The sequence below is a fragment of the Bacillus sp. FSL K6-0073 genome (assembly GCF_038006085.1).
Lineage (GTDB): Bacteria > Bacillota > Bacilli > Bacillales > Bacillaceae_G > Bacillus_A > Bacillus_A cereus.
In genome coordinates, this window is sequence record NZ_JBBOUN010000002.1 from 534019 (window position 1) to 560186 (window position 26168).

Here is a 26168-nt window from a genome sequence, read left to right on the forward strand (position 1 = left end):
TACGCATAAATATGCCGTAGGTGTGTCCTTTTTTATGTATTTTTAAGATTTCAAGACTCAAAAGGGGGATATATATTGTGTACCAGTAATATAGCATCTACTAATGTTTCTTTTGAAAAATTGAAAAGTCAGGAAGAGAATGAAAAAACATAGTGTCAATATGTCCGAATTGTAAGAAACGCTCATTTAGAGCACTTTATAATGATTCTCCAAAATGGATACAGTTTTGCCTATGTTGTAATTATCGAGAAGTAAATACAATAGAGAGTCCGTTTGTTTATTAGATGTAGCTATTTACGTATTTTGATTAGGAGGAAGAAATTCCGATATGAAAATATGAATTAAGGCTATTTGTATAACATTATTTGTATTTCAAATGACAGCATGTAGCAATTCGACGCAAACAAAAAATGATTCGAGACCTGCCCAAGCAGTACAAAACGGAATACAACAGCACGTAGAAGGGAAAGCTATTGTTGATATTCCAGGGATTATAAGGGGAAATTAAAAGACTTAGAGACCGTTAAAGGGAAGGTATTACATATAAAAGACGGAGATACAATAGACGTAAACGTAAAGGGGCAGAGACAGACGGTAAGGTTACTGTTATTAGATACCCCTGAGTCTGTATCTCAAAAAATTCCACCACAAAAGATGGGAAAAGAAGCATCTTCCTTTTTAAAGAAACAGCTAGAAGGGAAAAGTGTAACATTTGTTTATGATCGGGGACCAAAAGAAGACAAATACCGTAGGAAATTGGCTTATGTATTTTGCGATGGAATACACATCAACGAATTAATGGTCAAGTCGGGTTATGGGATTATAGCCTATATTTCTAGACCTAATACTACATTTCTATCTGAAATGAAAGAAGCAGAAAACGAAGCAAAAGAATCAAAGGTTGGTGTATGGAGCATTAAAGGCTTTGTAGATGAAAAGAACCGGCATTATAACCGTAATGATGCAGATTAACCCCTAACCCATTGCAATACAAATATTTGTGCAAAATGGAGGTTTTTTGAATGAATGAAAACAAAAGAAATATGCTCTTATCCTTTATCATTTCAATTTTATTTATTTTCGCGAGTCTATTGCCAGTTAGTAATAATGAATATGTGTATGTTATCTCAAAAATTGGTGCTGCAGCTGGTGTAATAAATATTGTGATGATGAGCGTTTTCTTGTATTTTCAAAGCAAAAAAACGGGACATTTATTAAATTAGTAATTAAAGCTAAATAGTTTTCCTTACTCATATTCTTTTAAGTTTGGTAAGGAAAACCGAAAAGGAGTGTGAAAGGTGAGTCAAGTACCTGGATTTTTAAAGTTTGTTTTAGCGAAAGAAAGACGGTATGTATATTTAGTTGTAGCAGAAAAGAAAAACAAAAAAGTACATACACACATGGTATATAGATTTGGTCTGCTAGAAAAAGCATTAGAAACCATGTACGAAATGCGTGGTGATTTTGAAAATCTTTTCCCTCTAGAATTAAATGAGAGGGGATACGACTGGGAAGATATCAATGATTGGATACTTTCTATTAAAACAGGGTACTCGAAACACGGAAATAAACTAGTCATATATTAGCAAATGTTTTGTATTTTAAAAAATAGGTGAGGCGAAAATAAGATGTTGATCATTCAAAAGTATCACATTGTAATTGCTTGGACGATAGCTACTAGTGCAATGTTAATTAGTTTGTTTTTTAGTGAATGGATGAAGCTGCCGCCATGTGATTTGTGCTGGTACCAAAGAATGGCCATGTATCCATTAGTATTAATATTGGGGGTAGGGATATATAGAAAAGATTCGCACGTAAGCACGTATGCATTTCCATTTGCGTGTATCGGTTTAATGTTATCTGTATATCAAATTACAATTCAAGCGTTTCCTAATAGTGAGATGCAGATTTGTTCAGTAGGAGTTTCTTGCACAAAAGATTACTTAAATTTATTCGGTTTCATCTCGATACCTATGCTATCTTTTGTTGGATTTTTAGCTATCATAATACTTCTATATATTAAATCTGAGAGAGACAAAAGAATAAACAATACAGCGATTATGAACAATATGCTCGAATAAACACAAAATACCTATAAATAGATAAAAAATAAAAAGAGTTAAAAAAGGAGAAATAAAAAATGACAACAATGCAAGTAAGTAATGAAATGTACAAAATTCCAGAGGCGGATATAGAACTATTAAAAATCATGGCCCATCCAGTTAGATTACAAATTGTGAAAGAGCTAGAACGCCACAAAATTTGTAATGTAACACAGTTAACAGAGCTATTAGATGTGCCTCAATCTACCGTATCTCAGCATTTATCTAAAATGCGTGGAAAAATTCTTCGCTCAGAAAGAAGAGGATTAGAGATGTATTATCATATTGTGAATTCCAAGGCATGTCAGATTGTCGGAGTATTAGGTATTTAATTCTACATCGAAATAGGATGATAGAAAGAGTGTTGTTAAATATAGCTGCAAAAGATGATGTACTGCAGAATGATAAATTCACAAGCTTAAAGTTTAGTCCTTCTAATAATGGAGGAGCTGACTGTGGTGAAAAATTGATATAGGAGTTACTAAAAAAGAGTGCAGTACATGTGCATTCTTTTTCTTTGTGCCATAGCTACAATAGATAAAGTATTTTGTTTTGCTATGCGAAAACGATATTTTTGACTTTTTAAGCAAAGAAAATATTTAGTTTACTGATTTGTATAGTTGGAATTAAAGTTTAGAATATTCTGTGTCAACATTATCAATTTACTATAGTTTCCAATTATGTAAAGATAGAATTGATTATAATTTTCCGTAAATATTAGATTGAAAACTATTATAAGGGGAATTTGAGTATTTATAGCTTGTTTATAAACGATGATTGGGGGATACAGACAATAGGGTGATCAAGTACTGGTAGAATTTATTAAACGAAATGAGGTGACTTTAACTTGAGAGAAATTGCGAAAAAAGTACAAATGTTACGTTTACAGGAGGAGCATTCCGGGCGTAAGGCAGACGCAGAACAGTATTCTTCCAAGCGATGTAAAATAGAAAGAGAGGGTATTAATTTAGAAAAAAATAGAGTTAAAAAACAAACTCAAAAATTTCAAACGTCAGAAGAAAAATGGGACATAAAATGTAAAAAAGCAGTACAATTATTTAATCAAGGAGAGGAATATCCAACTATTGCAAAAAATCTGAGGTGCAATGTGAGTAGTTTGTATAGAGAACTTAAGAAACGGGGCACATTACAAACACCAAAGCAGGTAGCAGTATCTAAATCATTAAAATCACCCATAACATCAACACGAACAAAAAAAACAAATTTTGAGAGATATAAAGAATATTATATGTACAAATAGAAGAATTCATGGCTATAAATCTATACTTAATTCTTTAGTGTTAAAAAGCTCAGATTATAAAAGGTACAATGAAAAAATGCATGTTTAGCAGCAAATCTTCTTACAGTATTGATAGAGCATCTTTTTATTTTTTAGGATATTTATTTTCTGATAATAACATCCAACAAATATTGAAGGCTATTACCTGTTGCTTAGATCATAAAAATATTCATAAAATTAAATCCTTACTTATATTTGTTGAGTAGTTGGGTAAGAAAAGTTTTTTTACAAATGTTAAAATAAGAATAATTTGTCTAAAGCAAAAGAATCACCATGTCATAAAGGATTCTTTTAGAAGAGTTAGAGAGATGTTGTCACTTGACTCATATTGATTTTATGTTAAAAAGAAAGAATATTCAATCTTATTTTATGTTTCTCAATATATTTCGTTTATTTTCATATTATAATATAGTCAATTCTTTTTATTGATGTATCTCATTCTATATATTTTCCTGGAGTGAATCCTTTTACTAAGGATTCTTTTTTTATTATTAATAAAAATAAAAGCCCTCACAATGAAGTGAAGACCTTTGTTTATTTAGGCTAGTATGGCCGCGAGCATATTGTATGATTTTATCCTCGCTAAATTAAGATCTTAACCACCATGATTTCCATGAGCATATTGAATAACATCAATAGCTTTATGTGTTTCTGTAGGGGATTGGGCACCAAACATTAAAGTAAAAATAGTAATTACACCAACTAAACCGAGAATTGTCTTTTTCATTTTAATGCCTCCTTCTCAATAACTTTTTTTCCTGCTTGAGAACATGAATAGAAATAATGACTTGCTTTAATATGGTTATTCTCTTTATAAAATGCAGTAGCAAGATATTCTTCGTATTCCTTAATGAATTCGAAAAGTTCTTGCTCTTTAAAATATGATACGCCTTTTAACACTGTCATTTCAAGTGCTTCGGCAGGAAAACCTCCATTCATTGCATCTAATATTTTAAAATGGTGTAGATACTCTATATTTTCAATCTCTTGACAAACGGAATATCCTTTTGCTATGAGATCTTTGGCAACGGAGTGATTTCCTTCCTTCATGTGTTCCCTTGCCTCAATAAAAAGAGCCTTATAATTGTTAGGCATTTTTTGATTTACTTCTGAAAGATATCTAATGGCTAATGGCGAAAGATTTTGAGTAGCATACATTAACCCTAAATTTTGACGCACCATTAAAATAAATTGTTCTTCGTCTATTTTTTGGAACATATCCATTGCTTTCGTGAAATATTCTTCAGCGAGTTCCCATTCTCTCAAATGAGTACAAGCTAAGCCTATAAGATTATCACAGAATGCTACATTGATCTCATACCCAGCATGTTGAGCAAAGATTTCTCTTGCCTCTGATACTTTTTTATAAGATAATAGCCCTTGATATATGTCATAATGGAAAGCTCCAACTTTATAATAAAATTCCGCTTTTTCCAATTCATCAGGAATGCAGTCTAAAAGTTTTTCTGCTTTTTCATAACTCTCCTTTGCGATTTGGTATTTGCCAATAGTAGAGGCATGAATCCCTTTGAAAAAGTGATAATAATAAGCTAAGAAATTGTCTGTAGGCATATCAAAAGCCTCAACTTTGTCAAAACTGCTTTTTGAAACGCTTAAATTATCAATTACAAATTGGTATCTAAAATCTAGTAGTGAGTAGTAGAGTATTAAATCTTGATCCACTTCAATATTATGCATCTTAGAATCAATTATTTCTTTTAATTGATGTGCATTACCTATACGCCTTGAGCGGATTTCAAGATACCAATCGTTTAATAGCTTTGTAATTTCATTAATCCCCTTAGCTGAAACCATCATTATATATTCCCCCATCCTATAAAAGCCTACTAATGTTATATATTACCATTATAGCAAAGTATCCAGTTCGTTTAATTGTATTATATTTATTTTTCAATAAAATTCAGAAAAATAAGTTAATTATGATAACCAAATTATATTTGATTTATAGTTCTCTCATTAACAATTCAAGCAAACGTGATGTGATTGAAGTGAGTCGGAAAATAGCATGTTTGCATGAAAGTGGAATGAATAAATATGAAAGCCTCTCTCTACTATAATGGCAGCTTATTGAAGTTTTAGGCTAATAATTAATAGACAGTTTTAGTTAAGGAAATTTAAAATCCCTGTCTTTAAAGACAGGGATTAAAAAAAGGGATGACAGTTAACAACTGAAGGTACCATTATATTACCATTATTGGAATTTTTATTCCATGTTTTTATGTTGAGAAATAAATAATATATGATGTAAAAGGTGAGATGAGTAGAGGGTTCTTATAGGTTTAGCAATATGAGAAAGTAAATATTTCAATTAAATTTTTCTTGAAACGAGGAGTGGAAGTATTGTTTTTGCTTAGAAAACATTATTCAAAGTTATGTAGAGATTATGATATGAATAAAAAGAGTCTGGTAAAAAATTATAAGACACCAATTCATTGGAACGGTAAAAAACTGTTTTCGGAATAGGTGTCTTTTTGTATTGAGTAGAATGTATTTTCTCAACAGGAAAAATTGTAATTATCTATAAGTATTACTTATAAGGATAATAGGAAAGTAGAAATTAATAATAAAGGAGAATGCGAAATGTTAACAGTAATATCTAATAATGATCTAGCTAAAATCCGTGAAGAAGATGTAGATGTATTGAAGGTAATGGCGCATCCGGTTCGATTAAAAATCATAAGTGAATTAATACATCATAAAATGTGCAATGTTACACAGTTAACAGAAATATTAAAACTTCCACAATCCACTGTTTCACAACACTTAGCAAAGTTAAGAGGAATCGTACTCCGTGCAGAAAGAAAAGGACTAGAGATGCATTATTATATTGATAATACTAAAGCTCGTCAGATTGTAGAAATTTTAGGACTATAGGTAAATTATACGTAAAAGTTTCCTAGGTCTAAGATAAATCATGTACCATCTAATCGAATTATCGCAGAGGAGTTTGGAATTAACCGTACTGTTCCAGGTGCTACCCAATACATGCAAGATCTTATTTCTATCTTTAACCAAAAAGGATGGCATAAATCATTCTATGCATTCCGTGAAGACACATGGACAGGGATGAATTATGAATTGGGAACAGGAAAATTAAAATGGGATGAAGAGGGTAAACCGATGCGTCAAGATAATTCACTCTGGGATGTAATAAAAAAAGATCTACAAACGCATAAATAGTTTAGATTGTTAGGGTTAAGGACTAAATGTAAGCATCTAATTCAAATAGAATTAGATGCTTTTTATTTCAAAAAAATGTGGTCGTAATTGTTTAAACCTTTAAAGTGAAAAAAGTTTTATGAATTTTTTGTGAGATTCCAACCCTTAAATGTTGAAATTTATTTACTTATTTCTCCATTTGGATATATTTCTCCAATTGGATGGAAGTTTAGAATACAGAATCAAAACATAATAGGCTGTTATCGATGAGTTTATCGTAAAGTTGTTATTTAATGTGTCATCAAATAACATTTATATACAATAATACATAAAGAAAAGGAGATATATATATATAAATATAGAGTAATAGACACAACTTAAATAGTATGAATAGTTTAGATTGTAAAAACATGAAGAAGAAAACAAAAAATCCTTAAGAGTACTAAGGAAAAATGAGGGAGATAATATGAGGAATAATTCAAAACATAAAACTAGAAAAATACTTGCAGCTACTGCTACAGTAACTATGCTTGCGACTGGAATGATTTCTTCATCAGATGTCTTTGCAGAGGAAACGCAGCAGCAAAAAAATTTATCGACATCACTGCAAAGTGAAAAATCAGTTAAATCAGAAAATAGAACATTTACAGTCCCAGGAAAAGGGGATGTTGAGGTACTGAAACAACAGGAAAGAAAAAGTATGGCATTTAGTCCATATGAACCAACTGGTTTATATGCAAAGCCAAATGAACAAATAACGATTAATGTAGAAGGTAATCAAGATATTCAGGTGTATATTGGAACGTATTCGTATGATGCTTCTTGGAGAGAAGATTCTAAGATAAAATCATTTACATTAAAACCTGGTATAAACACAATCCAATCTCCAAATGGGGGGATGATTTATTTTTATAATAAACAACAAGGTGGTAGCATTCGAACAACAATTACAACAGGTGGAACGACTACGCCTTTCTTTGAACTAGGAAAGCATACGAAACAAGATTTAATAAACATGCTGGACCAGTATCCTAATGCACATGCAGTAGAGTTAAAAGGAGAACGTGTATTAATTACGGCTAGCCCTGCACGTGTTAAGAAATATTTGTTGGGTTCTAATACAGATCCTGTACAACTCTTAAAAAAGATGGATGAAGCTACTCGAATTCAAGACAAAGTAGCTGGATTATCTGAAGAACAAGTAGATAAACATTATGTTCATTACGTAGAAGAAAATCATTCTCCTGATTATTATATGTATGCAACTTCTTATCGAACAGCATATGTAGGAGATGCAATCCAATACGTGTTAGATATTAATAAATTTATAACAGATGGCTGGGGCCCTTGGCATGAGGCAGGACATTTGAGACAACAATCGCCCTGGAAGTTTTATAATATGACAGAAGTACAAAATAATATATACAGCCTTTCTGTAGAAAAAGCATTTAATCAACCATCCAACTTAGAGAAAAGTGGAATTTATCCAAAAGCATTTCAATATCTAGAACAAGTGAATAAAAATTATGATGAAATTAGCGATGTTTTTGTAAAGCTTGTTATGCTTTGGCAATTACAGTTAGCGTATGGAGAGGATTTCTATCCTAAATTACATCAATTGTATAGAGACATGCCTTCAAGTGAACTTCCACAAACTGATGAAAATAAAAAACAACTATTTATGATTTCAGCATCAAAAGTAGCCAAACAAAATTTAATTCCTTTCTTTGAGAAGTGGGGATTACGTCCAAATAACGATACAATTCAAAAAGTAGCTGCATTAGGATATCCGATTTTAACAGTAGAGATTTGGAAGGGTACGGATTCTAATCCAATTAAACCAGATATGCCTAATGTAAATAATATTTTAGAAGGAAACCAGTTTGCATGGTCACTAAAAGGAATTAGTGATTTCGAGTTTGCAAAAATCAATTTCAATAAATCAACAGAAGAAATGCAAATTGATTTAAAAGCAGGCGTACCACATCATTATTTTAATGAAACATATGCGAGTATTAAAGTACAAAATGCATCAGGTAAAGTAATGTACAATAAAGACATTTATGGGAACAAACAACAAAATGCTGAATCACAAAAAGTTTCAGTCAAAGTAGGAGATTATATTGAGCTGACACATTTAGAAGGTGTGCATAGAGCTACTCTCACAAATGTAGATAATAGTAAACAAGAGAGCTTTGGAAAAAAAGCCATGTACGAAGTTACAAAGGAAGGTCTGAAGAAAGTAAATCAAATTGTTAATCCGAAACCGGACACAGAATCTCCAACACAGCCACAAGGATTATATGCAAGCAACCTTACTTCTAACAGTGTAGAGCTAAAATGGAATCCTTCTACAGATAATGTAGGTGTAAAAGAATATCAGGTATTACGCGATGGACAATTGATTCAAACGGTACAAGGAACGACGTTTACTGATCAAAACTTAACAGTTAATAAGGAATACAAATATGCAGTGAAGGCTGTAGATGCAGCTGGAAATACATCAATTCAAAGTGAAATTCTTCTGGTAAAAACAAAAGATCAAAATGTATCTTATGAGAAATGGGATCCAAAGAAGGCATATACAAAGGGCGATAAAGTTGAACATCAAGGGACAGTGTATGAAGCGGTTCAAAGTCATCAAGGAAATGGGGACCCGAATTGGATATTTGCGTTATCTTTATGGAAACCAATTACAATCAAATAACATGAAAGAATCAGATGTAAAGATAGAACAACATAAAATTGGGGCAGTATTTTAAAGATTTACTGGATGTTGCTTGAATTTTGATAGATTTCTCTACTAAGTTATTATTCAATATTGAACTACTCACCACTTAACGCCCTTACGGACTTTTTGAAGTGGGAGATTCCTGCGAAAACCGGTGTATCCACCGGTTTTCTTAGCAGGCTCTACCCGTAGTCCCTACGGTGAGAACATAAGTATCTTGTACGTTAACGCACCACACTCCCTACTTTAGCTTGGTTTTCGCAACTTCGGTAAGCATGGGGCGATAGAACGTTGAAGATTTTACGGTTGCAACGTTTTTCTGCAACCAACCCCATATCTTCAGTTTTCAAAGAGCAATCTGTATAAGTAAATGATAACAAACATGTTGGCTTATGCCAACCGACATTCATCTCCCACCTAAAATTGGTGTTTTACACCTTCACATTTTTGAAGAAGGAGTCTTCTGTCGGGAAACAATAAAAATTAGAAAAGGATGTAGATTAGTGATTAGTCAGAAAACGAAGAAAAGATTTAATAAAGTTATTATAATGACCGCAGCATGTAGCATGTTTTCTATGTTTGGAACGTCTATTTTGCACACTAAAGCTGCAACACATTCAGCTGCTCCAGCAGTTTATGTGAGTCCCAAAAATATATCTGCCTCAGATATTATTAGTATAGACTGGTCACCAGTTCAGACACCACCTTATACGTACTGGGCTGTACACAACTGGAATGCAGGTGGTGAAGCTGGAGGATATGCTGGTTTTCAACAACAAAGTGGGTTCGATGAAAATGGAAAACGTACTTTACATTTTGCCTTATGGGATCCAATTTCCTCTAAAGAAGCAATAAAGGCCGAATACTTATCTCCGAATTCGCAAGCTGGACCCTTTGGAGGAGAAGGAACAGGAATGAAGGTTCAAACAACTTATGGTTGGAAAGACTACAATTGGTACACAATGACAATGCGTTCATGGCAAGAAAATGGTCATACTAAATTTGGACAATGGATGAAAGATGTAACAAACAATAAATGGCATCAAATTGCAATTATGGACTTTCCGGTTGCTAATGTTGCATTTAATCATGGGTTAGGAATGTTTCAAGAAGACTGGGCTGATAGTGGACAGAATGTTCGAGAAGCGCGCCTGAAAAATGGTTATAGCCGAAAATTAGTTGATAAACAATGGAGTTCTTGGAATAATCAAAGTATTTCTGGAACGCATGATAATACTTATCAATATGATGGAGGAGCTACTTCAGAATATGTATGGGTCAAAGCAGGAGGTAATACGCAGTCTACTATTGGGGCAGGAAAAATATTCACGCTAAATCAACCTACTCAACCTGAAATAGGAAAACTAGATTATGATATCCAATCTATATATTATGAAGATGAAAAATTAAATGTATCTTGGAAACTAAAAGAAAATAGTACACCGCAATTTAAGGGGAAAATTGAAATTTATAATAATGAAAATATGACGGGCCAACCTATTAGCGTAATTGATGATATTAAATCTTATCAAAATGGAATCAGTCAATCTATATCATTACCAACAAGTGCTTATGCAAAAATTGTATTAACGGATATATTTGATCAAACTGTTGAGAAAAAGGTACAAATCAAAAATGAATCTCCAAACATTTTTGAAGGTAATGAATTTGCATGGTCGTTGAAAGGGATTGGAGATTTTGAATTTGCGAAAGTAAATTTAAATAAATCAACAGAAGAAATGCAAATAGATCTAAAAGCAGGTGTACCACATAACTACTTTGATAGTACATATGCAAGTATTAAAGTGCAAAACACATCAGGTAAAGTGGTCTATAACAAAGAGATTTATGGAAACAAACAGCAAAATGCTGAATCGCAAAAAGTTCCAGTCAAAGTAGGCGATTATATAGAGTTAAGACATCTAGAAGGTGTACATAGAGCTACTCTTACAAATGTAGATAATAGTAAGCAAGAGAGCTTTGGAAAAAAAGCTATATACGAAGTTACAAAGGAAGGCCTGAAGAAAGTAGAAAAAATGCCAGAAGCAACAATTTTAGAAGGAAACAAGTTTGCGTGGTCATTAAAAGGATATAGTGATAGAGAAATTGCAAAAGTAGATTATGATAAAACGGTAGAAGAGATGAAGGTAAAACTAGAATCAGGTGTACCACATTCCTATTTTGCTAGTACATATGCGAGTATTAAGGTTCAAAATTCTTCTGGCAACGTTCTGTACAATAAGGAAATCGTGGGAAATAAACAACAAAATGCTGAAAGCCAAACTGTGCCCGTCAAGGTAGGGGATTACATTGAATTTACCCATATAGAAGGAGAAGCAACAAAGGAAAAAACGCGAGCAACTTTAACTAACCTTGAAAATAACAAAAATGAAACCATTGGAAAGACAGCGAGGTATCAAGTGACAAAAGAAGGCTTGAAGAAAGTAGAGAAAATGCCAGAAACAACGGTTTTAGATGGAAATCAATTCGCTTGGTCATTAAAGGGATATAATGATCGAGAAATCGCGAAAATAGAATATAACAAAGCAACAGAAAAAATGCAGATTAAATTAGAAGCGGGTATCCCCCATTCTTATTTTACTAATACGTATGCAAGCATTAAAGTCCAGAATTCATCCGGTAATATTTTGTACAATAAAGAAATTATAGGAAATAGACAACAATCTGCTGAGAGCCAAACTGTTTCAGTCAAAGTAGGAGATTGTATTGAGTTTACTCATATAGAGGGAGAAGCACAAAAGGAAAAGACACGCGCCACACTTACTAATCTTGAGAATAGTAAACAGGAGTATATGGGAAAGAAAAGAATATATCAGGTTACCTCTATGGGATTATTAATAAAGCCATAGATTTCAATACAAAAGTTAAATTATAGATTTATATATTATATAAAAATCTTAACCATTATACGCATTAAAAAATGCTTAAGAGAATATAGATTGGCGGGTATAGTATGAACATATTTAAAGGGTTTCTAATTTCATCAATTGCAATGACCACATTTGTAGGAACAGATCTAATCCTACAAAATGATAGTATTCATAATAAAGTTTACGCTGAATCTAATAATGTCACATACAAAGAAAGAGATTCACAGGAAGAAAGATTAATTGTAAAGTTTAAAAATCAAATTGACTTACCTTATGAAGATGGTATTGAGAAACGAATAAAAAATGGGGATTATGATAACAATTTAAAGCAGTTATTTTCCGAAAATACAGAACTTACTTTAAATCGTCTGTTCTCATCTGTAAATCCGATAGAGATTGAAAAGTTATCAGTACAATCTAAATCAGTTGCTAATGAATCAGCTAATAATTTATTAAATTATTATATTGTACAAGCTCCTAATAACATAGAAATAGAATTATTACTGAAAAAATTTGAAACATCTTCTCTCGTAGAGGAGGCTTATATACAAGAAAAACAAATTTTGACACCCCCTGAAATACAGTTACCAAATTTATCTGTTAATCCGTACGATGATCCTAGATTTAAAAATCAAGGATATCTTGAAGCGGCACCAAAGGGAATTAATGCCTCGCATGCTTGGAGCATTAAAGGTGGTGATGGGAAGGGTACAACTTTTGTGGATATGGAATATGGATGGTTATTGAACCATGAGGATTTAGTCAATAAAAGTATTAAGCTTATGTCGGGACAAAATATAAGCTAGCATAGAGCTCATGGTACTTCTGTATTAGGAATTGTTTCATCTGAAGATAATCAAATTGGAAATATTGGAATTGCACCAAAAGCAAATGTAAAAGTAATATCCCAGATCAGGGATAATGAAATTTATAATACGGCGGATGCTATTTTAAGTGCTGTACATAATTTACAAGCGGGAGATATTCTTTTATTAGAGGCACAAGCTTCGTATGATGGGTATGGGGATAAATATTTACCTGTAGAAGTACATCCAGATATTTTTGATGCAATTCGTGTTGGTGCAGATAAAGGGATTATTATTATAGAAGCTGGCGCAAATGGTTCAAACGACTTAGATAATTTTAAAGATCGTAATGGAAAAAAGATCTTAAATCGAAATAGTCTAGACTTCAAGGATTCAGGTGCTATTATGGTTGGGGCGGGATCATCAACTGTTCCACATAAACGTTTATGGTTTTCAAATTATGGAAGTCGATTAGATGTATATGGATGGGGAGAAAATGTTGATACAACATCAGCAAATCCAAGTCAAAATACTACAAATTTATATACATCAACATTTAGTGGAACATCAAGTGCTTCACCAATTATTGCTGGAGCAGCAACTTCGATACAAGGTATTGCTAAAGAACATCGAGGCTCTCCTTATACACCAGTAGAATTAAGAAATATCTTAAGTAATCCGAATACAGGAACAAAATCTCAAGATCCGTGGAATGATAGAATAGGTGTTTTACCTGATTTAAAAACTATATTAGATAACTTAGGTTTTAATTCAGATATACCGAACTCTTCTAGTATTTTAGAAGGAAAGCAGTTTGCATGGTCCCTAAAAGGAATTAGTGATTTTGAGTTTGCTAAAATTAATTTCAATAAATCGACAGAAGAAATGCAAGTGGACTTAAAAGCAGGCGTACCGCATCATTATTTTAATGAAACATATGCGAGTATTAAAGTCCAAAATGCATCAGGAAAAGTAGTATACAATAAAGACATTTATGGAAATAAACAACAAAATGCTGAATCGCAAAAAGTTTCAGTCAAAGTAGGAGATTATATTGAGTTAACACATCTAGAAGGTGTGCATAGAGCTACTCTCACAAATGTAGATAATAGTAAACAAGAGAGCTTTGGAAAAAAAGTCATATACGAAGTTACAAAAGAAGGCTTGAAGAAAGTAGAAAAAATGCCAGAAACAACAGTTTTAGATGGAAATCAATTTGCATGGTCCCTAAAAGGAATTAGTGATTTCGAGTTTGCAAAAGTTAATTTTAATAAGTCGACAGAAGAAATGCAAATCGACTTAAAAGCAGGCGTACCGCATCATTATTTTAATGAAACGTATGCGAGTATTAAAGTACAAAATGCAACAGGGAAAGTAGTATACAATAAAGACATTTATGGAAACAAACAACAAAATGCTGAATCGCAAAAGGTTCCAGTTAAAGTAGGAGATTATATTGAGTTGACACACCTAGAAGGTGTGCATAGAGCTACTTTAATAAATGTAGACAGCAGTAAACAAGAAAGCTTTGGAAAAAAAGTCATGTACCAAGTTACAAAAGAAGGCTTGAAGAAAGTAGAAAAAATGCCAGAAACAACAGTTTTAGATGGAAATCATTTTGGGTGGTCTTTAAAAGGATATAGTGATAGAGAAATCGCAAAAGTTGATTATAATAGGGCAACAGAGAAAATGCAGGTGAATTTAGAAGCAGGCGTACCACATTCTTACTTTAATAATACGTATGCAAGTATTACAGTAAAGAATTCAACCGGTAGTGTTGTATACAATAAGGATATAGTGGGAAATAGTCAACAAACTGCTGAAAGTCAAACCGTGCCGGTAAAAGTGGGAGATTACATTGAGTTGACCCATATAGAAGGGGAAGCAGTAAAGGAAAAGACACGCGCTACACTTATTAACTTTGAGAATAATAAACAAGAATATATAGGCAAAAAAAGAATCTATCTAGTTACTTCAACGGGATTAAACAAAATAGATTAATATGAAGAACATTCTAATTATTAGTTAGATGCAAATAGTCGTTCATTATGAACGGCTATTTGGCTTTTATTTAACAATACGCTCTCTTTTTTATATACTCTCGTTGCCATCAAATGCTACATTTTTTTATAAATATGTTTTTGAATTAATAAATGTTTAAGTGCAATAGATTTGAGAAAAAAGAAACAGAATAGTAGGGTATTTATTGATAAATCCTCTCAAATATTACAATGTTTTACATATTTGATATGATGTAAATGAGTTCTATGTATATTAAGGGAGGAATGGGAATGAAAAGGTTTATAACACGTGCAAGAGGTAATACAGTCTCAAAAAATTTAGTTTTAATGGTGTTGTCGATGGTTTTAATGATATTTATGATTACACCATCCAATGATGTATCTGCAGCCAACCTATCAAAAGCAGCTACATTAAAAGGCGTGAATTTATTTAATGGAAGTTGGACAGTTGCTATACAGGCAGCAAATTTACAATATGTTTCTGCTGAGCCTTTGGGAAATGTAACAGCAAATCGTAATGTAGTTAATGAATGGGAGAAATTCGAATTAATTCCGACTGGAGAATTATATACGTACGCTTTAAAAGCCAAAAGTAATGGGAAGTATGTTTCGTTTGAGCCAAATGGTAGAGTAGTAGCAGATCGTACATCAATTGGGACATGGGAAAAGTTTATCTTATATAATGGTGGAGACAATAGGATATACGTATTACAAGCACTCAGTAATGGTAGGTATATATCAGCAAATGGTGGTAGAGAATTAACGGCTACTAGTTATGTAGCTGGAAGCTGGGAAAGATTTGTTATTGTATACTTCTAAACTTTGAAGTGTAAAGGGCTGCAGGTAATTAGCAGTCCTTTTTACATGCTAAATAAGGACTTACTGAGGTTATAATGAAAAGAAAAAGAACCCTATAGGGTTCTTTTTCAAGGCATATTAACAGTAAGGAGAATCATGAAATGCTACTTCAAATCTTTATTAGGGGAAAGATTTTGAATAAGCTTAACATACATCTATTTTTACATAAATGTAATATATAGTAAATTGATAATGTTTATACTTACTATTACTAATATTCAATTAAGATAGTTAACACTATGTATATAGTGTTAACTGGTGTTTAGTACAGTATACATTTAGAAATTTAATATTAGATTTCATTTGTTAAAAAAGCTAGAGAAAGTAGTTATGAAAGCAATGAACTAATAAAGAATTTAACAAAATAGTTATTTTGTTAAATAAAAAGCTATGTCTTGTCTATGTAAATATATGTTTGGTTTATACAAACTGTGAGTATTTTTAAGTAAATTATTTGTTTATAAACAAATATAAAGAGCGTCCTCCAGGACGCTCTTCCACCCAAACTTACAATGAAAAAGAATACGTGACATTGTATGCGTTTTTTTTTCTCTTTGTGTAGTTTATCAACAAAAAAGAGCGCTTTTAAAGGCGCCCAATGATCAAGATTTATGTAAAAAAGGTGCACAAGATATGGTATGTATGCTTCTTAATCTTGGTGCAGATTTAATACAAAATCCTTATTTGAAAACAAGAAGCCTTAGAGTTAGGGCTCTAGGGCTTCTTGTTTTGGTATTCTCACATGGTTTTTCAAAAAGAATAGAACATATTGAAGATAACATGTGAATGTTTCATAAATGTATCAAAAAAGTGAACAAAATTGCTATTGCAGAAGAAGCAGAAATGAAGTTTCTAATACGTAAGTACGTGAAAGGTATTATTTCCAGTGGATAAAATGCGCATGGGACACCTAATCATTATTTTATTGGGGGAAAAGAATATGTTATGAACTTGGTGGAATGAAAAAATGAAAATTTTACTTTTAGAGTGAAACTAAACAAAAATGCTATTTTGTAGAGCTTTAATTCCATGAGAAAAGAGCACTTCGTAAAAGTGCTCTTTTGACCAAAATCCATTTTGTAAAAGAGAGGAATACGTAATATCATATGAATTTATTTTTAAATGTGTTTAAAATCGTATAAAAACTTCTTTTTGCAAAACAAAGCAGCCAGCTTAATTAGCTAACTGCTTGTTGTACAAAAGAAAATTAGGCCCTACAAGTAAAAGATATGTAACTTTAAGTTACAACTATATTATAAGCAGAATTAAACATGTTATGCGGTAGTAAAAATAAGCTTAATCAAACTTTCATTTTGTATTAAGTTGGAGTATAAAAAGAGCACTTAGTAAAGTGCCCTCGTGACGAGTCTCATTTTATAACGACTATTTTATAAAGAAAGGAACTCAGGATATTATATGTGCGCCAGTCAATTGAGTACCTTGTACAAATAAAGAGCAGCTACCAAAAGTTAACTGCTCAAGTTGTATTATGAGTAGTATTGTTAGAATATCGAATTTTATCCGTTTAATAAAAAAGCAGCTAGCAAAAGCTAGCTACTTAGCTCCAGGGAAGGGAGAGGAGAAATCAATTAGGTCTAAGTTTGGAATAAGGTTTTTAGATTTTAAGATCTAACCTAAGTATAGTATCGATTTTATTTGAGTTATTATGCATATAAATGGTTCCTCGTGAACTACCCGCCACTTAACGTCCTAACGGACTGTTTGAAGTGGGGGCTTCTCGGTTAGTCGTTACTTTTGGTAGCTAACGAATTCGTCCTAAGACAGCCGAGCTAAATCCCTTGTTCCAAGGGTTATTTTATTGCTATCTATGCTAACACCAATAGGCGTATTGCTTCATTTTTGATATTGATAGCTGCGTTATAATCTCTATCGAGATTTACACCGCATATACAAGTATATATTCGCTCAGACAATGACATATTTTTCACATTTCCACAACTGCTACATGTTTTTGTGGAAGGAAACCATTTGTCTATTTTCACAAGTTGTTTGCCTTGTTCATGTAGTTTATAAGCTAAGAAAGTGGTGAACATACCCCAAGCATTATCAGCGACGCTTTTTCCAAAATGAAGTGCTTGCGACATTCCCTTCATATTTAGATCTTCAATAGCGACAACATCAAAATGAGTAGCTAACTCTTTAGACTTATGATGAAGGAAGTTCTTACGTTGGTTTGCTACTTTTTCATGCAGCTTAGCTACACGGATACGTTGTTTATTCCAACGCCCTGAACCTTTTGTACGTCTTGATAATACTCGTTGCGCCTTTGCTAATCGGTCTAACATTTCACGATAGAACTTAGGATAATTGGCTCTCTCATCCTCAGAACTGACGTATAATTGATCCATCGCAAAGTCTAATCCAACAACTGTTTCTACTTCTTTTTGTACGATCTCTTTTTCGTATTCAGTCAAAATGGACACATAGTATTTACCAGTAGGTGTCATAGAAATCGTACATGACTTGATTATATGGCCTTGTGGTATTTCTCTATGCTGTTTGATACGTACCATTTTCAGTTTTGGCAATTTGATATGACCGTTAAGCAACATAATATTTCCGTTCACTACATTCGTTGTATAAGACTTTCTGTCTTTTTTGCTTTTGAATGTTGGGAAGTCATTTTGACCACGAAAGAAATTTTTATAGGCAATTTGCAAGTTTAGTTGAGCATTTGCCAAAGCTAATGAATCAACTTCTTTTAACCACTCAAATTCTGCTTTGTATTTTGCAGGCGTGGGAAGATTTTGTTTCTTTAGTTGATCCTTATCATCTTTATGTTTTTCATACGCTTCTTTCCGTTCAGCTAACATTCTGTTATACACGAAACGTACACAACCGAAGGTTTTACGTATAAGATGTGCTTGGTCTCCTGTTGGATACAAACGGAATTTATATGCTTTATTCTGCTTTGTCATATCATTTCACCTCACTTTTCACTTTGATTTTCAATATATGTTTTTACTACGTCTATTGGCGAACCACCAGTAGTTAGCAAGCAAAAGCTTCTTGACCAAAACATCTCTTTCCAAAGTTTCTTTTTCACTTGTGGAAAGTCTCTTTTAATAAGTCGAGAACTTGCACTTTTATAAGCATTGATGAATTTTGTCATTTCTGTATTAGGGTGTGCTTTGAACAAAATATGAACATGGTCTACATTATGATTCCATTCAACTAATGAGATGTTATAGTTTTCAGATAGTCGAACAAACATATCTTTTGCATAGTCTGACATATCATCATCAAACACATTTCTTCTGTATTTCACGACCAACACAAGGTGATAATATAACAAGAATACTGAATGGTTATTACTATCTAATTTCATTTATATACCAGTCTTTATAATTGATAAGACTGCTTATATCAGAGGCAAAATAAAAAGGAAAACCTTTTGGTTACGCCAAACCGAAATTCATCTCCCACCTACCGTTGGGCTACGCCCTTCACACGCTTGAGGAAGGAGAATTCTTTCGGGAAATTCGTTAAATTATTGCCTTTTTAAGAGAACGGAAAGAGTTTTTCGAGTTAGCATCTTTTGCATAATAATTATTAAAGAGGGAATTTCTACTTAGAAATATAGACTAGTCTATTTTAATTTCTAATGGTCCCAGTATCTTTTATTTTGACGTGCGTCTTTACATTTATTTTAGCCTCTGCTAACGCTTGCAACCAATCTCCTTTTACTTTTTTCCATTCTTTATATTGAAAAGCTCTAGCATATAGGGATAATCCGATTGGATCAATTTTATTCTGTTGTATTTCATTTAATATATTTTGTAAATTATTATTAATTTCTTTTTGAATAGCACTTTTTAAATGATATATATTTTTTTTATTATCATAGTACCCCTTAATTAAATTCGGATTGGTTTTTTCTATTAAAGCTACATTAGCATATATATCGAGATTAAATACAAACTTTCCGTTTTGAAAAGTAACATCTACCTTCCTTGTCGCGTTCTGTACGAAGATAGAAGTATTTGTTTTTTTGTTGGAATTTTTAGGAGGCAGTGCAAGGTGTAGTATCATTCGCCCGTTACTTTTTGACTTATTTAAAAGATTGAAAAATTTAACATCTTTTTTAGGGATATAAGTTAAATATTTCCCTTTTCGATTTAAAAATGCAATTCCTACTGTGTCGATTTCATTCTTTGTTTTTTTGATAATTGGAACAGTTTGCGTCATTCCATCTTCATTTTGTTCTCTCATTAATTGCTGAATTGTAGAAGAGACGGATTGGTTATTTTGAATTGAGGATTCGATTACACCATTTATATAAGATGATAGTGATGGTTTACTAGGCTTATAAATTTTAAAAATTTCTTCTGCAGGCCCATCTACAAGTACTACTTTAGCATTAATGGTAGCGTAAGGATCACGGTAAGAAGAATCAAGCTCCTGTAACCAATTTGCTTCTTGCGCTAATTTTTTCCCAATTAAAATGATTTCAGCTTTGGAAGCTGTCATAAAGCCCGTTAACTTTGTATCTATCTTACTGAATCCAGTATATACAGTTGATGCTTTTGTCCAATGTTCTATAGTACTTTTTTGTTGCTTATGATGAAAGAGTGGTATACTTGTTCCAACTTTTATGTCTCCATTAGCGGTTCTATCCAAGCCAATTAACAGGATTAATGAAACCTTCTCAAGAGGAATTCTTTGACTACAACCAATTATATATACACAACAAATTAAAACCCATATCCATTTTCGAATCAAAGTTGTTTCCTCCTAGTAACCCAAGTAAAAAGAATACTGTAAACGAAAAAAATAATTGGTAATAGAATAAAGAAAACGACATTTAAGATATCCATAAGAGAATATATAAACAAATATTGATCCACATCGGGATTTAGGAAAATAAATAGACCAACTATAAATAACATAAAAGCAAGTAGCGCCCAATTACGAACGTTTTTTTGAAGTGAAATGGTCACAGATTCAAAACTGAAAAATAAATACGGATATATTGTAGTGGAAAATACAATCAAGTAGTAAGCGATATATATAATTTCTAATCTTTCCATGAAAGAAAAACGAACCCCTTTTAACAGATGAAATACTGGCCAGATTACGTCTTTTATCCCCTCTGGACTAAAGTATATATAAGAAAGAATAGTCACATATAGATAGAAAAGCATAGTTCCAGTATTCGCTATTAGTAGCCCTTTTATGGCTTTTTGTTTTTTTTGTAAGAACGGGTATATATAATATGCAATTTCTAAGCCAGCATAAGGTGTAATGGTTTCTTTTGTTGCCTTTATAATAGGGTATAATCCATCTTTAAAAATAGGTAGTAGGTGTAAAGGGTTGTAGTTAGTCTTTAGTGAGAAAAGAAGAAATAGTGGCATCCAAGTAGTGAAGAAGAAAACAAGCATAGAATAACTAGTAAGAGCCCTTAACCCACTCAGAGCTAAAATAATAAAAGGTAATAGTAATAATATGGTGATTTGATAAGCAGGAGTGGAAGGGAATATCCACACTTTTACAATATCAGTTGCCTTTAATAAAGTATTAAATCCAGCAAAAAATAGATAAGAGGCATATGCAAGAAAAAGAATTGTTCCTATCCATTTACCAAAGTATGTTTTTAAGATTTGTGAGAAATTTTTTTTTGGATTTTTTTGTAACATTAATATAATAATTACACCGATTATAGAAGTAACTATCCATCCGAGAATGATCGAAATCCAGCCATCTGTACCAGCAGTAGTAGCAAGTGGGCTTGGCATAATTAACATACCAGATGCAAGTTGCAGCGAATGGATGAAAATAATAAATTCGAATAAAGTTATATTTTTGAATTTAAGATTCCCCATGCGGACCACCTTCTTTTTTCTTTTCTTGTTTCGGCTGTCCAGTACTCGAGCGGGTGGTAATCATCGAAATAGGAAACCTTACAAAAGAATCTTTTAACTCTTGAAGCCGAAATGGCGCGATTGGCAATCCGTATGGTGAACCATAGGAAGTCAGTGAAACAAAATGAGCAAATAAGAGCATTAATCCACTAACAATACCTACAACCCCATAAAAGTATGCCAATAACATTATTGGAAAACGAATAAGGCGTATAGAACTTGATAAATCATAATTAGAAACAATAAATGATGCAATGGCTGTAATAGATACGATAATAACCATAACGTTACTCACAAGTCCAGCTTGAACAGCCGCCTGTCCAATTACAATCCCTCCAACAATACCAATAGTTTGTCCAATAGGTTGTGGTAAGCGAATACCAGCTTCACGTAGCATTTCCAGTGTAATTTCCATTATAAAAGCTTCCAATAAGGGAGAGAAGGGGACCTTAACTCTTGACGTTGCAATAGAAGTGTATAAATCTATAGGAATGATCTCAAAGTGAAAGGATACTATAGCAATATAAAATGCGGGTAAAAAAATAGCTATAATAAATCCTGCAAATCGTAATAAGCGAAAAAAAGATGCAATGAGCCAATGAATATTATAGTCATCTGGGGTTTGAAAAAATCCAATCAAATTCATAGGAACAACCATAGCACCAGGGGATCTATCCATTAACACTGCTACTTTCCCATCAAGTATATGATTTGAAATGGCGTCTGGACGTTCGCTTAAATAAGCCTGTGGAAAAGGAGTCCAATTTTGATCTTTTGTATAATTAGATAGCTCTCCAATACTTAATACCGCATCTGTTTTGATTTTGCAGATTCTAGTTTCTATTTCTTGGACTACATCTGCGTTTGCTACATCACCTAAGTAAATTAAATAGACTAAAGAAGTGGCTCGTTCTCCAATCGTCAGCTTTTTGATTTTTAACTCTGTAGAAGGAATATATCGACGAATTAGGCCTATATTTTTTGTGACATTCTCAATAAAACCATCATGTGAGCCTTTAATAGTAACTTCTGAAATTGGTTCTTGAATGGCTCTCTCTGCCCAGCCTTTTGTATTTATTAGAAGTGAACGATTTTCTCCTTCCATAAATAGTACACATTGACCTTCAAGTAATCCTTCTTTAATTTCATTCCACGTATATACTATTTTGGTATGAGTAGCGATAATATTAGAATTAAATATTTGACTGTCTTCATTTACTTCTTGTAATAATGGTGTAACAACATTGGCTTTTAATGCAACACCATCTGTAAGGCCTTCAAAATAATAAAGCAAAATATTCGTGTTTGTTTTTAATTGCAAAGGATGTTCAATCAAATCTGCACTAATATCAAAGATATTATCTAGTGTATTTTTAAGTTGTTTTAGGTTATTTGTTTCGATCTTTTCAATGGTTTTATATGTCTTAGTTTCTAAGGTCTCTTCATTTAAGGACAAAATTGACACCTCTTTAATATATACCGATTAGTTGTAGTTATTATTTTTATATAATTGAATTTTATTCATTAATTTAATTGAATTGGATGTAAGAATTGATAAATTTGATGTGCTATATTATTAATTCAATAATTGAGAGGAAAAAAGTAGAGGTAATTTGTGTGAAAATCTAAGTTTCAAGATAGAATTAAAATTTCAATGATTATAACAAAAAAGAACCATTGATAGGCTCTTTTTCATAGTTGGTAAATATGTTATCAACAATAGATGGCGATTAAGGTAGTAATTTAGATGCCTTTAAGTTAATCATCTGAATTTTGTAGGAAGAATTCTTTTTCCATACCTTAATGCTCAATGAAAAAGGATATTTCATTTATTTGGGTGTTCTAGTGTATTTGAATCTTGCGCACTAACAAATTTTGTTTAGGGACAAAATGTATTTTCTTAATAATCAGAAAAATAACGCGGCAAAATTCTTATTAATTATTTTGGTAGGTATCAAATATTCCTTTGGCCTTATTTTCATGATATTACCGTACGCTTATATGTTTCTAAGGGAAAGAAATACTTTCATTTTTATGACCATCTATTGTTTGATTAAGATCGTAACACGAAATAGAAGCGTTTACAACCAGAAAATAAAGAAAAAATATTAAAATAAGACTTTTTTCGACAATTATTTTATGTTTATATTTCATTTTATTATAGGAAAAGGCGGGGGAAGCGGACCTTTTCCTATAAAATGTTTTGTTGGAATTAGAAATAACTAAAAAAGTAATATTAGCTTAAAATTAAAATGAAATTCAATGATAAGATTATAATTGAATTTTTAAACCTCAGGTGTATTGAAAGTATGGTCAAATTTTAATCCACTTTGCGTTTCTTCCCTTTGTAACTAGCTTAATATGGCCAAACACTTGCAAGGAATTTAAAGCCTTACTGATTGTACTTTCTGCAATGTCTGGATAAGTGTTACGAATACTCTCCTTAGTAAAAGGTTGTTTTTGTTTAAGTATAAAATCTTGAATTCTCTCAACTTTAGTATGTTTACATATAGAATCTAGAACTGTGTTATGAAGATCTTTGTAAGCCTCTAATATAATTGATAAAAACGTTTTTAACCAAAAGCTATTATTATGTTCCTCGCAGTACCAATTGACCGAAGATTTATAAATCGAATTGTAATAATCAGATTCATTTTTCTTAATATATTTATCCAAACATACATATTTTACAAATGTATGTCCACTCTTAATTAACAGCAATTGCATTAACATAAATGCCAGCCTGTTATTACCTTGATTGAAAGGGACTATGCAATAAAAATTTAATATAAAACGGGCTATTAATAAAAGTGAATGTAGCCCCTTACTAGTATTTAATGAGTTGTATTGATCACATAATTGCTCCATAAACTGTGGAATGAGTTCATGCGGAAGAATGCGGTAACTATTCAAGTGCATTCCATGCTCAGGAATACCTGGAATAATAAAAGGTTTTTCACGCCATTTGGCACTGTCAGAGGTAAGGTAATGTATTAGTTGAAAATGTAATTCCTGTATAGTTGCTGGATTAATTGATAAAGTACAGGAGTTTTTATGTACAAAAGAAAGTGTTTGATAATAACAAAAAATAGCATCTTCAGAAATATTTTGAGGTACTATATCATCTAAAATAAGTTCTTTTAATCTTTTATTAGGAACTTTTATATCCTCATAAATAGTTGTGAAATTTTTTATGTAATGTAGTGGTATAGTTTTTTCTAAACTATTAAATATGTCAGGGTTTTGTTCCTGATAAGCAGCTAATTTTCCTTTGAATTCGCTAATTTCACTTATTAAATTGATTAACCTCCTTTTTAATTCAATATTTTTGTACTTATCATCAAAAAAGTCTCTCATTTTTGTTCCTCCTGTAACCCCTTAACACGTTGTTGCATATATCTTTCCATTCTAAAGGTATGCTACGACATCATTGTAAAATAAAGATATTTTCGGTCTGATTTTGAATATATATCAGAATCTATATTTTTATTTAACAATTAAAATATGGAAATTATAAAGAAGAATCGTTAGGATTCAATTTTAATAGGCATAATCCTAACATCAAATGCACAAATGTACAATAAAAAAATAAAAAAAATAAAACTATCGACTCTTTTGAAATATTATCTAAAAGAGTTTTAAGAAATTGTAGGTATAGATGTGCTTTGGTTTAGGAGTAAATAATAAAGCGGTAATAGAGTTTTCATAGGTAATTAAAAAGTAGATAGACTATTAATTTGTGACAATTACGTGCCTAATCTATCATATGCTTTTATGAGAATTTTAAAATTAAATCCTAACGAGCTGAATTTTCTATATTTAGCATAAATATTAGGGAGGCGTGCTGATGAAATGTATCATTTTATATAGAAATATGTAACGTTTAACACTCGTATTGTAAAATATTTTGACATACGTTAATTTAAATATTAGGTACAGGAACATTTAATAAAAACTCAGTACTAAAGTACCCTTTAAACGTTTCACCCTAAGAACGTTTCTCAAGCACACTGAAGTTTACCCGTTGTTTCTGTGCCTTATTAGATAAAAATAATATAATAAATTTTTAGAATATGATAATGAAAAATGGGTTTTCAAATCTTTTCTCCTTAAATATTAACAATCTCTTGATAATCTGTTTAAAGTGAGAAAATGCAGGATAGACAATGGTTATTAATAAAGAAAATACAGTTAAGCTAGATACCTTAAGTCATTTTATAAGTAATTAAGCGTTAGATTGAATTAGTAAGAATATTATATGTGTTTGCTAAATGGCTTGTTTTAATTGTTCTGTTACTATTAATTTATGAATTTTAACATTTAGCAGCTAGTCAACATATAGGTTATATTGATTATGTGGGTTTTAACCTCAAGTGTATATGTTTAAGGTTAAGGGA

At 31.8% G+C, this 26168-nt stretch carries 17 protein-coding genes and 3 pseudogenes; 12 read left to right on the top strand and 8 right to left on the bottom strand.

Annotation, left to right across the window (positions count from 1 at the left end):
* Positions 1 to 376 precede the first annotated feature (376 nt).
* From MHB52_RS30345 to MHB52_RS30370, 6 genes and pseudogenes are all read left to right on the top strand, one after another.
* A pseudogene (locus tag MHB52_RS30345) lies at positions 377 to 972 on the top strand (thermonuclease family protein).
* A gap of 50 nt (positions 973 to 1022) precedes the next feature.
* A complete protein-coding gene (locus MHB52_RS30350) occupies positions 1023 to 1223 on the top strand; it encodes a hypothetical protein (protein ID WP_061663135.1) in 201 nt (66 codons plus the stop codon).
* A 75-nt stretch (positions 1224 to 1298) separates the two neighbouring features.
* Positions 1299 to 1586, top strand: a complete 288-nt coding sequence (locus MHB52_RS30355; RefSeq protein WP_061663134.1) for a hypothetical protein — start codon at positions 1299 to 1301, stop codon at positions 1584 to 1586.
* A 42-nt stretch (positions 1587 to 1628) separates the two neighbouring features.
* On the top strand, positions 1629 to 2081 hold the full coding sequence (locus tag MHB52_RS30360) for a disulfide oxidoreductase (protein WP_000905546.1): 453 nt from the start codon (positions 1629 to 1631) through the stop codon (positions 2079 to 2081).
* A gap of 59 nt (positions 2082 to 2140) precedes the next feature.
* A complete protein-coding gene (locus MHB52_RS30365) occupies positions 2141 to 2434 on the top strand; it encodes an ArsR/SmtB family transcription factor (protein WP_000210393.1) in 294 nt (97 codons plus the stop codon).
* 515 nt (positions 2435 to 2949) lie between these two features.
* Complete coding sequence (locus tag MHB52_RS30370; protein ID WP_061663133.1) at positions 2950 to 3363, top strand: hypothetical protein; 414 nt, start codon at positions 2950 to 2952, stop codon at positions 3361 to 3363.
* 634 nt (positions 3364 to 3997) lie between these two features.
* On the opposite strand, the gene MHB52_RS30375 is transcribed toward MHB52_RS30370, so the two are convergent.
* A complete protein-coding gene (locus tag MHB52_RS30375) occupies positions 3998 to 4129 on the bottom strand; it encodes a hypothetical protein (RefSeq protein ID WP_000751016.1) in 132 nt (43 codons plus the stop codon).
* On the bottom strand, positions 4126 to 5220 hold the full coding sequence (locus tag MHB52_RS30380) for a Rap family tetratricopeptide repeat protein (protein WP_047387458.1): 1095 nt from the start codon (positions 5218 to 5220) through the stop codon (positions 4126 to 4128). Before MHB52_RS30380 ends, MHB52_RS30375 begins: the two co-directional genes overlap by 4 nt.
* Before the next feature lie 783 nt (positions 5221 to 6003).
* On the opposite strand from MHB52_RS30380, the gene MHB52_RS30385 reads away from it, so the two are divergent.
* The 6 genes and pseudogenes from MHB52_RS30385 to MHB52_RS30410 all read left to right on the top strand — a co-directional run bounded on the left by MHB52_RS30385 (position 6004) and on the right by MHB52_RS30410 (position 15850).
* Positions 6004 to 6297: an ArsR/SmtB family transcription factor gene (locus MHB52_RS30385; protein WP_000958631.1), complete on the top strand. Its 294-nt coding sequence runs from the start codon at positions 6004 to 6006 to the stop codon at positions 6295 to 6297.
* A gap of 27 nt (positions 6298 to 6324) precedes the next feature.
* Positions 6325 to 6603 (top strand): annotated as a pseudogene (locus MHB52_RS30390) (glycoside hydrolase family 5 protein); the annotation flags it as partial.
* Positions 6604 to 7048: 445 nt separating this feature from the next.
* The gene (locus MHB52_RS30395; protein ID WP_227593332.1) at positions 7049 to 9289 is read left to right on the top strand and encodes a M60 family metallopeptidase; all 2241 of its coding nucleotides are present in this window, start codon (positions 7049 to 7051) and stop codon (positions 9287 to 9289) included.
* Positions 9290 to 9816: 527 nt separating this feature from the next.
* Entirely contained in the window at positions 9817 to 12183 is a 2367-nt protein-coding gene (locus MHB52_RS30400) for a putative mucin/carbohydrate-binding domain-containing protein (RefSeq protein WP_086423800.1), read from the top strand.
* A gap of 104 nt (positions 12184 to 12287) precedes the next feature.
* A pseudogene (locus MHB52_RS30405) lies at positions 12288 to 15011 on the top strand (putative mucin/carbohydrate-binding domain-containing protein).
* A gap of 290 nt (positions 15012 to 15301) precedes the next feature.
* Complete coding sequence (locus MHB52_RS30410) at positions 15302 to 15850, top strand: fascin domain-containing protein (protein WP_047387444.1); 549 nt, start codon at positions 15302 to 15304, stop codon at positions 15848 to 15850.
* A gap of 1865 nt (positions 15851 to 17715) precedes the next feature.
* On the opposite strand, the gene MHB52_RS30415 is transcribed toward MHB52_RS30410, so the two are convergent.
* The 6 genes from MHB52_RS30415 to MHB52_RS30440 all read right to left on the bottom strand — a co-directional run bounded on the left by MHB52_RS30415 (position 17716) and on the right by MHB52_RS30440 (position 25128).
* Positions 17716 to 18828 carry an RNA-guided endonuclease TnpB family protein gene (locus MHB52_RS30415; protein WP_061662953.1) on the bottom strand — a complete coding sequence of 371 codons (1113 nt, stop codon included), beginning with the start codon at positions 18826 to 18828 and terminating at the stop codon, positions 17716 to 17718.
* Positions 18829 to 18839: 11 nt separating this feature from the next.
* Positions 18840 to 19238 (bottom strand): IS200/IS605 family transposase, encoded by a 399-nt coding sequence (gene tnpA / locus MHB52_RS30420; protein ID WP_061662955.1) that lies wholly within the window; start codon positions 19236 to 19238, stop codon positions 18840 to 18842.
* A gap of 266 nt (positions 19239 to 19504) precedes the next feature.
* Positions 19505 to 20632 carry a Ger(x)C family spore germination protein gene (locus MHB52_RS30425; protein ID WP_000619992.1) on the bottom strand — a complete coding sequence of 376 codons (1128 nt, stop codon included), beginning with the start codon at positions 20630 to 20632 and terminating at the stop codon, positions 19505 to 19507.
* Entirely contained in the window at positions 20629 to 21732 is a 1104-nt protein-coding gene (locus MHB52_RS30430; protein ID WP_061662957.1) for a GerAB/ArcD/ProY family transporter, read from the bottom strand. The genes MHB52_RS30425 and MHB52_RS30430 overlap by 4 nt, the downstream gene beginning before the upstream one ends.
* The gene (locus MHB52_RS30435) at positions 21719 to 23227 is read right to left on the bottom strand and encodes a spore germination protein (RefSeq protein ID WP_061662959.1); all 1509 of its coding nucleotides are present in this window, start codon (positions 23225 to 23227) and stop codon (positions 21719 to 21721) included. The genes MHB52_RS30430 and MHB52_RS30435 overlap by 14 nt, the downstream gene beginning before the upstream one ends.
* Before the next feature lie 857 nt (positions 23228 to 24084).
* Positions 24085 to 25128 (bottom strand): Fic family protein, encoded by a 1044-nt coding sequence (locus tag MHB52_RS30440; RefSeq protein WP_061662961.1) that lies wholly within the window; start codon positions 25126 to 25128, stop codon positions 24085 to 24087.
* Between the last annotated feature and the right edge of the window lie 1040 nt (positions 25129 to 26168).